The following is a 12,536-nucleotide window of genomic DNA, read 5'->3' as shown; positions in this document are numbered from 1 at the left end:
AGCTTGCCATTGACCGTGCGTGGCAGGTCATCCAGCAGCATCATCGCCGCCGGCACCATGTAACCGGGCAACCGCTCCGCCAGGTAGTTCTTGAGCGCCTCGGGAGTGACCGCCTCAGCCTCGTGCAGCACCGCATACCCGACCAGTTGCCGAGGCTCGTCACGCAGGATCACAGTCGCCTGCGACACCGCTTCGTGCTGCAACAACACCGCTTCGATCTCTCCCGGCTCGATTCGCACGCCGTTGAGTTTCATCTGCTGATCGGCACGGCCGCGGTAGACGAGAGTGCCGTCGTCGCGCCAACTGCCGAGGTCGCCGGTGCGGTACATGCGGCTACCGGCTTCGCCGTACGGGTTGGCGATGAAGCGTTGCGCCGTCAGACCCGGTTGGTGCAGGTAACCTCGCGCCAGTCCAACACCTGCAAGGTACACCTCCCCCACCACGCCGACGGGCACCGGCTCCAGGTAGTCGTCCAGGATAAACACCTGGTAGTTCGGCAACGGCCGGCCAATCGGCAGCGTGCCATCGTCCATGTCCTCCAGCGTCACCCGGTAGGCAGTGGCATCACAGGTGGTTTCCGTGGGGCCATACAGGTTGGTGATGCGTTGCGCGCTCAGGGTATGGTAGATGGCTTGGCACACACTGGCCGATAACGCTTCGCCCCCTAAAAGCACCTGCCGCACCACCAGCCCCTGGGGCGCTGCCGACAGGGCATGGGCCAGATAAGAGGGCACGCAGCTCAGCACGCTGATGCCCTGGGTGTGCACGTATTCCCAGAAACGTGCGAGGTCGTCGCGCGTCGCGTCGTCGATCACCACGGTGCAACCACCGCAAATCAGCGGTACTGCCAGTTGCACGATCAGCGCATCAAACGACACGCCGCTGAGCAGCGACACGCGGTCGTCAGCACCGATCTCCAGGAAACCGGCAAGGCTTGCGATCTTGTTGGCGATCGCTGCGTGGCTCACCATCACGCCCTTGGGCTGACCGGTCGAGCCCGAGGTATAGACCACGTAGGCCAACTGGTCGGCACTTTGTACAGGGTTTAGCGGGGCTGATGAACGACGCCCAGCCAACCACTGCTCGGCATCCAACGCCCGTGCCGGTACGCTTGACGGGAAATCCGCCAGCGCCGACTCCAGGCACAGGGCCAGAACCGGCTTGGCATCTTCCAGCATCCACTCGATACGCTCACGAGGGTGCAACAGGTCCAGCGGCAAGTAGGCCGCGCCTGCCTTGAGCACGCCCCATACCGCCACCACAAACTCCAGCGAACGCGGCAAGGCGAGCGCAACCAGGTCCTGCGCGCCGATGCCTTCGGCCAGCAAGGCATCGGCCAGCCTGTTGGCTTGCTGATTGAGTTGTTCGTAGCTCAGATGACGGCTGCCGTGCTGTACGGCGGTGGCGTGGGGTGTGCGCAGCACCTGGTCTTCGAACAACGTCACCAAGTTCTTGGCATCGAACTGCGTAGCTGTGTCGTTCCACGCCTGCAGTACCTGCACGCGTTCATGATCCTGGAGGATATGCAATTGGTCCATACGAGTTGGCTCGCCATGGCCCAAGGCATCGGCCAGTTGCTCCAAGGCGCTGCGCATGTGCTCACACGTACGCGCTGGCGAGATCGGGCTGGCAACGTGTGCAATAAGCTCCAACGACTGCCCATAGTCCTCGATCGTCAGACAGAATGGATACGTTGCCCCGGCAGAGGAGCCAAGCCACTCGACGTCTGGTACGCCTGAGTCGTTACCCGTTGCAGCCATCGCCCCGTGTCGGTAATTGAGCAACGCACTGAACAATGGTGCGGGTACAGCGATACCACTGCAACTTTGAGCCAAGGCTAACGGCGCGTGCTCATGACGCAAGAGTGCAGTCAGGTTGGCATGGGCTTGACGAACAGCCGCATCCACCGCCATATCCTGCAACTCGAGACGCAGTGGCAAGGTATTGATGAACAGCCCCATGGTGCGCTCAGAATGCTCTTGAGTGGACAAACGCCCCAGCAATACGGTGCCAAATACCACTGTGTCAGACCCACTGGTGCGGGCCACGACCAGCCCCCACGCCAAATGGCAGAGGCTGCTCAAGCCAACTCCAAGACGCCGGGCCTGAAGGCTCAGTCGCTCTAAAAGTGCGGGCTCCAGCGCCAGACGGAACTCTGCAATGTCCTGGGTTTTCAACTGCGCGATGCCATACGGCAAGGCAGGTTCGTGGATATCGGCCAACTGCTCGCGAAAAAACACCTCGTGGCGCCCAGAGTCTTCCTCAAGGAAGGTCTGCGCGATCAAATTGCGAAACGGACGAGCCGTTCCCAGCGTACGTGCGTTTCCAGCAAGGATCTGGGTGACTTCTTCGTGCAACATCTCCAGCGTGGAATGGTCGCCAATCAAGTGGTGCTGAAGCAGCAGCAACAGCCACCTGTCGTGCTCAGAATCATAAGCGATGGCCGCACGCAGCAATCCAGCTTCCGTGACATCGATGCTCCGATACCGAGGGTCGAAACGCGCATGCAATTGCTCGCTGATCGCTCCTTGTGCGGGATCCAGATGCACCTCTTCGATGTGTAGCGGTGCCTCGCGCCAGACCACCTGCACAGGTACTGACAAGTCTTTCCAGACAAACCCGGTACGCAGGATATCGTGGCGCTCGATGACAGACGAAATGCCGGCCAGGTAGCGGTCGAGTCGCCCTCGATCCTGAAAGGCCAACTGGTGCGCCAGCAAATAAGGATCGCCCTGCGATGCCATCAAGTGATGAAACAAAATGCCGCTTTGCAAGGGCGACAACGCGTAGATGTCCTGGACGTTGGCCCGTCCACCACGGACCCGGGCAACGACCCGGTCGATATCGGCCTGGACCAACGTTGCCAGCGGCAGCATAAGCGGTGTGATAAGGGTGTCATCGTGCCTAATCAGGTTGGGCGGAACCTGGGCTTCTCGTTTTTCGTAAAGCGCCTTGGCCATGTCTGCCAACCTCGGTGCAGCAAACACCGAATGCACCTCCAGGTCGAGCCCTTGGGCGCGCAATTTCGCAACCATAGACACCGCCATCAACGAGTGCCCGCCCAGCTCGAAGAAGTGATCGTTGCGACCAACCCTCTCCAGGGTCAGCAGCTCTTGCCAAATGGAGGCCAACACCCACTCGCCGGTTTCGATGGGCGCCTCATAGGCGGCGCTCGCCGCACCGGCCTGATCCGCGCTGGGCAACGCCTTACGGTCGATCTTGCCGTTGAACGTCAACGGCATTGAATCAAGAAAAACGAAGCCACTGACAACCATGTGCCTAGGTAATCGCTGGATCAAATACTCGCGTAACAGCCCGGGCAAATGTTCCGAATGTTTCCCCCGGGGAACGACATAGGCCACCAGACGAGCATTGCCGCTGACATCATTGCCGGCGACCACTACCGCATCACGTACCTCGGGATGACTGATCAGACAAGTATCAATTTCACCTAGCTCGATCCGAGCGCCGCGAATCTTGACCTGGAAATCGTTGCGCCCCAGATACTGCAGGCGACCATCGGATAACCATCGTCCCATGTCACCGGTCTTGTACAGGCGCCCCTGCCCGCCACTGAAGGGGTCCCGGACAAAGCGTTCGGCGGTCAGCTCCGGACGGCCGATATAGCCCCGTGCAACACCTGCCCCACCGATGTGAATTTCACCCACGGCCCCCACAGGAACTGGTGTACCAGAGGGGTCAAGGACGTACACCTGGGTATTGTCCAGCGGCCGGCCAAGCGTGACCTCTGCCACGACGTCGCCCACCAGATGCTGGCACGTCGACCATATGGTGGTCTCCGTAGGCCCATAGAGGTTCCAGAGTTCTCCCGAGTACGCCAGCAAGCCCTGCGCCAATCCTGGCAGCAATGGTTCGCCACCCGACAATACCCGCACTTTCCTGCCAGGCCAGCCATGCTCGGCAAGCATCTTCCAGGTTGAAGGTGTTGCCTGCATGATCGACACCTCATGGTCCTCCATGAGCTGCGTCAGCATCCCGGGGTTGGCAGCGGCTTCACGGCTTGCCAGCACAATGCGCGCGCCGCATACCAAAGGTAAAAACAGTTCCAGTACAGCGATGTCGAAGGAAATTGTGGTGACCGCCAGCCACCCCTCTCCCGCTGCCAAGGGGATGCGCCGGCCAATGGCGCCCAGCAGGTTGATGACATTGCGGTGCTCGACCATTACCCCTTTGGGTACACCGGTCGAGCCCGAGGTGTAAATCACATAGGCCAGATCTTCCGGGCGACCTGCGTGCCTTAGCCCTGACCAGCGAGATTCTGGGGGTACGTTCCAGTCTTCCTGCAGGATATGGGTGAGGCAGTGAGCACTCTCGGGCAATACACTAACCAGATGTGCCTGGGTCAACATCACCTTCGCACCTGAGTCTTCGCACATGAATGCCAGGCGTTCTACGGGATACCCAGGATCCAGCGGTACATAAGCCGCTTCGGCCTTCAAGATGCCCAACAGCCCAACCATCATTTCAAGCCCACGCTCCGCCAGTAACACCACCCGCGTGCCGGCCTGCACCCCAAGCGCCAACAGCCCGGCAGCAAGACGGCTGGCCCTGGCATCTAGCTCTGCATAAGTCAGCTCTTGCCCTTCGAAAACCACAGCTACGGCGTCGGGCACCAGGCTCGCCTGTCGCTCGAACAACTGATGTATCGACTCGACATTCGCCTGGCTGGTCGCTGTGTCATTCCATTCGACCACCACCTTGTGCAGCTCCTGAGCACAGAGCAGCCGTAGCGTTTCAACACGCGCCTCAGGGCGTTCGCCGACGTCCTCCAGGAGCACCTCAAAGTGCTGCACCAACCGGCGCATCGTCGACTCGTCAAACAGTGCAGTGTTGTACTCCAGACTCCCCAGCAATTGATGAGGGTGGGCGTTTTCCACAATGGCACAGGTCAGGTCGTACTTACTTAGTTGGACAGGGCTTTCCAGCGTTTCGAAATGCAAGCCGGGAATATTCAGGGTGCCGCGTGGCGCGTTCTGCACAATGAACATTACCTGAAACAACGGCGAATGACTGAGGCTGCGCGTGGGCTTGAGTTCATTGACCAACTGTTCGAAAGGCAAGTCTTGATGGGCGTAAGCCTGCAAAGCGGTTTCCTTGACTTGCGCCAGCAGGTCAAGAAAGCGTGCCTGGGGATCGATACGCGTACGCAGCACCAGCGTATTGACGAAGAAACCGATCAGCGGCTCTAACTCGGTGCGGCTGCGGCCGGCAGTCGGTGTTCCCAGGCTGATATCTTCCTGGTTACTGTAGCGGTGCATCAACACGCAAAAAGCTGCCTGTAGCACCATGAACAATGTTGCGCCATGGATTTTCCCCAGTTCCCTCAGCCTGGCGGTGGTCTGTTTGGACAACATGAAGTCCAGGCTCGCCCCTTGGTACGTCTGGATGGGCGGCCTGGGTCGGTCCGTGGGCAAGTCGAGCAAAGCGGGAGCACCGGCCATCTGACGACGCCAATAAGTCACCTGCTCCTGAAGTAATTCACCTTGCAACCGTTGGCGCTGCCACACCGAATAATCCAAGTACTGCAACGGCAACTCAGGCAACTGCGACGGAAGACCGGACAAGTGCGCGTTGTAAAGGCTGAGTACATCCTGGATTAGCACCGACATGGACCAGGCATCCGAGGCGATGTGGTGCAACGTCACCAACAACACATGCTCGCGCTCGCCCATGCGAACCACCGTTGCCCTGAGCATGGGGCCACTGGTCAGGTCAAACAGCCTGGCCGACTCCTGTGCTAGCAGTGCCATCAACCGAGCCTCTCGCTCAACCATTGGCACAGCACTTAGATCGATCATGTCGATGAGTGATCGAGCCTGTGGCAGAACGACCTGATATGGCCGGCCTTCGCGCTCCACGAATACCGTCCTGAGTGACTCGTGCCGCATCAAAAGATCGTCCAGCGCGCACTGCAATATCGGCAAACTGAATGCCTCACCGCTCAGGCGAACGGCCGCCGGAATATTGTATTGGGCACTGCCGGATTCGTAGCGATCGAGGAACCACAACCGCTCCTGACCAAAGGACAAAACAGCAGGAAGCATCCGCTCCTTATCCGCCACTCTTGGGATTGTCCCTGCGCCGTTGAAACTCTTCAGCAGATCGATCAATGCCCGCTTGCTGGTCACGATCAGCTCCCGCATAGGCTCGGTCATGGCATCGCTTGGCGCCTGCACCTTGAGCTGGCCAGCAGGGGTGAGTGTGAGCCGTATATTGGCGGCTTCAAGCACACGCAAGATATCCAGCGGCGAACCGTGCGGGCGGTTTGAACCTTCAGCAGGCACAGGGGACTCCAGACAAAAAGAGAATGGCCGACAGGCCAAAAAAACGAGAAATTTGCCAACGCGTAGTTGTCAGCACGCACCAGCAGCGGCGTCAATCACGGATCCGGAGCACGTCAGCTTGATGAGAGATGCGCCTCAAGCGCAATGATTTCAGCGAATGCCGACGCATCGACATTTCCGCCCGACAGGACCACACCTACCGAGGCTCCCGTAAACAATTCGGGAGCAGACATGACCGCCGCCAACGCAATCGCACCGCTCGGCTCAACGACCAGCTTAAGCTCGGAGAATGCATGGGCAACTGCCTTGCGTACCGTCTCATCATCTGGTCTTAACGATCCACACCGGCCTTCCAAGGCCAATTCAAGCGTGATATCGGCAGGTGCGCGGGCCATGAGCGCGTCACAAATTGACCCTTCGCCCAAGCGGTTTTCGATCTTGCACCCAGCCTCCATGGATCGACGCATGCAGTCGAACCCCTCGGGCTCAACCGCCCATATCCTGGCATTCGACCGAGCGGCCCGGACGGCCAGCACTGCTCCCGAGAGCAACCCGCCTCCACCGCATGGGATCAGGATGTGATCCAGCTCACTCCCCTGCTCTCGACACTGACGGATCAGTTCGAGCGTTGCCGTTGCCTGGCCACAGATAATGTCCTCATCATCGAAAGGCGGGAACAGCACGCCTTGGGCGTCGTTGCACAAGCGTTGTGCCAGAGCGACTCGATCGGTATGGGTCCGGTCGTAGAAAACAATCTCTGCACCCTGCTCTCTCGCCCGTTCGATCTTGATTGCAGGCGCATCATGGGGCATCACGAGTATCGCTACGAGACCGTGTTGGCGAGCAGCAATCGCCACAGAGACAGCATGATTACCTGAGGAATACGCCACTATCGTAGTGCCGGGTGGCACTGGGCAGGCAAACAACTTGTTCATCACGCCGCGATATTTGAGCGCGCCTCCCCATTGCAGCGAGTCTGCCTTGATGAAGGCGTTACCATGGATCATTCGATCAAGGCTGCTGCTGCACAGGACCGGCGTCTTCCGGACAACACCCTCAAGTCGCAACTCGGCATCGAAAATATCCTGATTTGAAATCGTCATTCATGCATCCTTGCCAGACTACGCTGCAATACAACCTACCACCGTCAGAATACCCCGACGACATTTCCCCAAGACGTCCGCGACACTCTCATCTGAGCCACCGAGCGGCTTGGCACACAGACAAGCGGGAGCCCGAACGCCGTCGCCATAGGCTCGTTTGCCAGCACCTCCCAGGCAGGAGGGCAGCGACGCCCCAGATGAAACATGCTCAGGGAGGCCGACTCATCTTCGAAGCTGATCGTCACGGGCCTGTTGGACCCTGCCAGCGCTCCAGCCCGAAGTCGGGTGCGCTCCACACAGGCAATGAGTTCACACACTTCCCCATGCACCTTGTCACCGAGTAAACCAAGAGGAAATGACAACCAGGCAACCGGCCCTTCGTACTGGCTTATCAACGCCCAGAACGCGCAAAACGCGATAATTCCATAGAACTGCGGTACATCACCGGGACGCGTGGGAAAGTAGATAGCGCGAACCAGATCTGGTTCTGGCCGATACAACGGTGTTACCAACTGAGCACACTGCTCGACCAATGCCTGAGTCGGAGCACACGAAGGCAGTGTCTTGAGATCCCGACAATACATTGCAGCCATCAACCTGAAAGCCAGCCTGGCCAGATCCGGTTCGGCAACGTCGGCCAACTGTACGTCGAGTTCCTCGCAGGCTGCGATCCAGTCGGGTGTCAACAACGGGTCCATCAACCCTGAGTCCAAAGCGCTTTCCCTATGCTCATCCATTTTGCCATGCCTCCAACCTTGGTGTCGGCATCACCAGCGCGGCGCGCCTGGGCATTTAAGCCGCCTGGTGACAGGTCCAGACTCAGTCGTCTTTCAATGCACCTTTCATCGACGCATGCGTGAAGTCCGCATCGGTCAATATCGCACCACGCAGATCCGCGCCCTTCAATGAGGCTTCGATAAACTTGGCGCCTGTCAGGTCTACCCCTGAGAAGTTGGCATTTGCAAGATTGGCATAACTGAAGTCGACCCCTTTGAGATTGACCTTTCTGAAATCCACATCTGACGCCAGGCACTCCCCCAGATAGGCATTCTCAAAGATCGCCCCATCCAGTGTTTTTCCCTGAACGTTGGTATTGCTCAATCGAGCGCCTTCAAAGTTGGCACCGCGAAGATCAGCCCCACCTAGATTGCAATTGTTCAATGTGCAAAAACTGAAATCGGCGCCGGACAGATCGGCATCCTTGAAGTTGGTCACATTGAACTCGCCGCGCTTGGCACGTGCATCAACAAGAACGGCATTGATGAAGTTTCCACCTTCCAGCGAGACGCCTTCCAGCGTCGCCCCGCGAAGGTCTGCGCCCTGGAAACTGGTCCCGAGAAATTGTCCGCCGGAAAGATTGGCATGAGCGAGCCTTGCCTTCTCGAGCCAGGCGCCGCTGAGGACGGCACCAGAGAAAAGCGCACCCTCCAGATTGGAAGACGACAGATCGGCAAACTTCAGGCTGATGCCATCGAGCACCACCTCAGGAAATTCCATGCCCACCAGATCGAGATTCTCGATCCCCTCTGTATTTGCGCTGCGAATTAGAGCGATAAGATCCGATGCAACAGCAGTCTGATCCTCATCAACACCACGCAGTTTCCTGGTCAATCGACTTGCAGCCATCGCGCCTCCTTGCTCTGATAGAAAAACCTGTGAAGTAAAAAGCCAAAGTAATGTGCAGCGCCATAAAAGACGTATAATTTGCGCGTGCGCAACATGCAGATACTACGGCCAAACCCATGATATCGATGTGACGTTTTCGATTTTTGCACTCCCTGCAATAAGCTTCGTGGGGAGCGCTCAAAGGTCGCGCCGAGTATACTGAGTGTCCACTAAGAAAACAGCCCTCAAGATGGGGGTCCATCCGAACAAGGAAGCCGGCCGTGATTCTTCGCCGCCGTCATTGGCAGTCCACCACTATGTCCTCTAGAACTTCTGTCGGCACGCCACGTCATTCACGCTTGGCGCGCTGGTTTGCATGCGGTTTCGTACTTGTCCTTCTGCTGGTTGGCGGTGCGGCATGGCACCCTTGGGATCAGCGAGCGTCGAACCCTCCAGCATCCGTCGCCGTGACGCGCTCGACTATCGAAACCAGCGTCACTGCCTTAGGCACCTTGCAGCCACATCGGTATGTCGATGTCGGTGCACAGGTGTCGGGACAGATCATGCACTTGCATGCCCAGGCCGGGGATGTCGTGACCAAGGGACAACTGCTGGTTGAGATCGACCCGAGTGTCCAACAAGCCTCGGTTGACGCGGGACGCGCCTCGCTCAAAGCCCAGAAAGCCCAACTGATCGATCAGAACGCGCAGTACTGGCTGGCTACTCAGCGGCATGCGCGCCTTCGGCCATTGGCCAGCGACGGTGCCTCAAGCCTTGACGAACTGCAAGACGCGCAAGCCACGCTCACCTCCTCGGGCGCTCGCATTCAACAGTTGCAAGCGCAGATCACCCAGACTCAAGCCACACTCAAGGCCGATGAGGCGCGACTGGGCTACACCCGCATCTACGCCCCCATGGCTGGCACGGTTGTGTCGGTGGATGCCCGCGAAGGACAGACGCTCAACGCCACCTACCAGACTCCCAACGTGCTGCGCATCGCAGACTTGACGTCCATGACAGTGTGGTCCGAAGTCTCCGAGGCGGATGTGGGAAGAGTCAAACCCGGGATGGCCGCCTACTTCACCACACTCGGCAATGACCAGCGCCGCTGGGAAAGCAAGGTTCGCCAAGTATTGCCCGCGCCGCCTGCTGCAGCGGCAGGTGCTGCCACGGGCACCCCAAGCGCCGCGAACAAGGTGGTGGTGTATACCGTGCTGTTCGACGTCAGCAACACAGATGCCGAACTCATGCCCCAGATGACAGCGCAGGTAACCTTCGTCGAGACCTCGGCCAAGGACGCATTGTCGGTACCTCTTGCCGCGCTGTTTCCGGTAGAGGGCTCTGCTGATCTGTTCCTGGCGCAGGTGGTGAAAGCCGATGGCAACACTGAAACGCGCCAGGTACGTATCGGGACGCGCAATCGCTTTTTCGCTCAGGTCCTCGAGGGACTGCAGCCTGGTGAGCGTGTTGTCACCGGCAGCCTTATCCAAAATGGTGCAAAAGGATGACCTCCATGGATGGGCACCTTGGTAACCGCGCGCAACCGTTGATCGAGCTGCGCGACATACGCAAGACCTATGGCGACTCGCCGAAGCGAAATGCCCAGGGCCTTGCCTGTGCCGAAGTGCTACGCGGCGTCTCCCTGAAGATATACCCGGGAGAATTTGTCGCCATCGTCGGCGCGTCGGGCTCAGGTAAATCCACCCTGATGCACATTCTCGGCTGCCTGGATAAGCCCAGCTCCGGAGACTATTTATTTGAAGGGCGCGATACCCTTGGCTTGAGCGCCGACGAACTGGCTCAGCTTCGACGCGACGGCTTTGGCTTCGTGTTTCAGGGCTACCATTTGTTGGCCACCGAAACAGCCAGGGAGAACGTAGAGGTTCCGGCCCTGTACGCCGGGCAATTGCGCGAAAAACGCCGGGAGCAATCCACCAACCTGCTTCAGCGGCTGGGCATGGGTGCACACCTGGCGCATCGCCCCAGCCAATTATCGGGGGGTCAGCAGCAGCGCGTCGCGATTGCCCGCGCCCTGATGAATGGCGGACGTATCATCCTCGCCGACGAACCGACCGGTGCGCTGGACAGCAGCAGCGGAGCAGAAGTGATGGCGCTGCTGCATGAACTGGCCGAAGCGGGCCATACCATTATTCTCGTCACCCATGACCGTGACATCGCCGCACAAGCGCGTCGTATCATTGAAATCCATGACGGCCAAATCGTTGCAGATTCGGGCGACGCACATACACTCGATACCCCACCCAGCGCCTTAGAAACCGAGTCGGCAGCACCTAGCCCGCAGCTCAACGCGACGCGGTCCAGACGAGTGCCGGCCGATCTGGGCGAAATGGCCCGCTCCGCCTGGCGTGTCATGCAAACCAACCGGTTTCGCACCGGATTGACCTTGCTGGGTATCGTGATAGGCATCGCTTCCGTCATCGTCATGCTCGCCGTGGGGAGCGGAACGCAACGCCAGGTCATGGCACAGTTCGAAACCCTGGGCATTCAGACGATGTTTGTGTCGGTCAAGGCGGCCGGCACCCGCACCCAAGGGGCGCCACTGACCCTGGAGGATGCCAAGGCTATCCAGTCGCTGCCTAATGTCGAAGCCGTGGCCCCGTATATCGAAGATCGGGTAGTCGTCAGACGTGGCAATGTGGACCATGTAACCTACGGGGGTGGCGCCACCCCGAGCTTCGCTTCAGTCATGAACTGGAAGATGGCTGAAGGCACGATGATCGATGCGCAGGATGATCGCCGTGTCGAGAAAGTCGCGATGATCGGCCAGACGGTCAAAAAGGCACTTTTCGCGGACGGTTCAAACCCTGTTGGGCAGAACATCCTGGTAGATCAGGTGCCCTTTCAAGTCATCGGCGTCTTTGCCCCCAAGGGCGCCAGCGGTGGCCAGGATCTCGATGATCGTGTCACCGTGCCTTTCTCGGCTGCCGCCGCCCGCCTGTTTGGCCGCCCCAACCCATCCTGGATAGCCGTGAAGATCCGGGACATGGGGCAATCCTGGGAGACCGCCGAAGCCATAGAGGCGCTGCTGGCCGAACAGCGTCATGTGTGGGATGTGCAGGTGTGGAACAGGATCGACGCCATGCAGGCTCAAGCCGCTGCCTCCCAATCCATGACCAGGATGCTCGGGCTGGTGGCGGCAGTCTCCCTGATCGTCGGCGGTATCGGGGTGATGAACGTGATGCTCATGAGTATCCGCGAGCGAATGCGCGAGATCGGCGTGCGCATGGCTACGGGGGCCCGACAGCGCGATATCCTGTACCAATTCCTGACCGAAGCCGTACTGGTTACCTCCATAGGGGGAACCGCCGGTGTGATCATCGGGACGAGCGTGGTTGTGGCCCTGGAGTGGCTGAAGGTACCGGTGGTGCAGTCGCTGGCGGCGTGCGCAAGCGCCTTCGGCTGTGCCGTTCTGACCGGCCTGGTCTTCGGGTTCATGCCGGCGCGAAAAGCAGCCAAGTTGAACCCAGTCAATGCATTGGCCGCGGACTGACGGCCCAGGCCG

The 12,536-nt window shown here is 59.2% G+C and carries 6 protein-coding genes; 2 read left to right on the top strand and 4 right to left on the bottom strand.

Annotated features, from left to right (window positions below):
• The 4 genes from BB029_RS13490 to BB029_RS13475 all read right to left on the bottom strand — a co-directional run.
• Positions 1 to 6,065, bottom strand: a 6,065-nt coding sequence (locus BB029_RS13490) for a non-ribosomal peptide synthetase (RefSeq protein WP_256558253.1), incomplete at its 3' end; no start/stop codon positions are given.
• Positions 6,066 to 6,418: 353 nt separating this feature from the next.
• On the bottom strand, positions 6,419 to 7,408 hold the full coding sequence (locus BB029_RS13485; protein ID WP_065939534.1) for a threonine/serine dehydratase: 990 nt from the start codon (positions 7,406 to 7,408) through the stop codon (positions 6,419 to 6,421).
• A 44-nt stretch (positions 7,409 to 7,452) separates the two neighbouring features.
• The gene (locus BB029_RS13480) at positions 7,453 to 8,106 is read right to left on the bottom strand and encodes a hypothetical protein (RefSeq protein WP_141696538.1); all 654 of its coding nucleotides are present in this window, start codon (positions 8,104 to 8,106) and stop codon (positions 7,453 to 7,455) included.
• A gap of 121 nt (positions 8,107 to 8,227) precedes the next feature.
• Positions 8,228 to 9,034 carry a pentapeptide repeat-containing protein gene (locus tag BB029_RS13475; protein WP_065939532.1) on the bottom strand — a complete coding sequence of 269 codons (807 nt, stop codon included), beginning with the start codon at positions 9,032 to 9,034 and terminating at the stop codon, positions 8,228 to 8,230.
• A 296-nt stretch (positions 9,035 to 9,330) separates the two neighbouring features.
• Between BB029_RS13475 and BB029_RS13470 the strand changes: the two genes are divergently transcribed.
• The gene (locus BB029_RS13470; RefSeq protein ID WP_083236409.1) at positions 9,331 to 10,521 is read left to right on the top strand and encodes an efflux RND transporter periplasmic adaptor subunit; all 1,191 of its coding nucleotides are present in this window, start codon (positions 9,331 to 9,333) and stop codon (positions 10,519 to 10,521) included.
• 5 nt (positions 10,522 to 10,526) lie between these two features.
• On the top strand, positions 10,527 to 12,524 hold the full coding sequence (locus BB029_RS13465; RefSeq protein WP_065939531.1) for an ABC transporter permease: 1,998 nt from the start codon (positions 10,527 to 10,529) through the stop codon (positions 12,522 to 12,524).
• Positions 12,525 to 12,536 lie beyond the last annotated feature (12 nt).

It is taken from the genome of Pseudomonas sp. S3E12 (assembly GCF_001702295.1).
GTDB lineage: Bacteria > Pseudomonadota > Gammaproteobacteria > Pseudomonadales > Pseudomonadaceae > Aquipseudomonas > Aquipseudomonas marginalis.
This window is presented reverse-complemented; position numbering and strand designations above follow the sequence as displayed.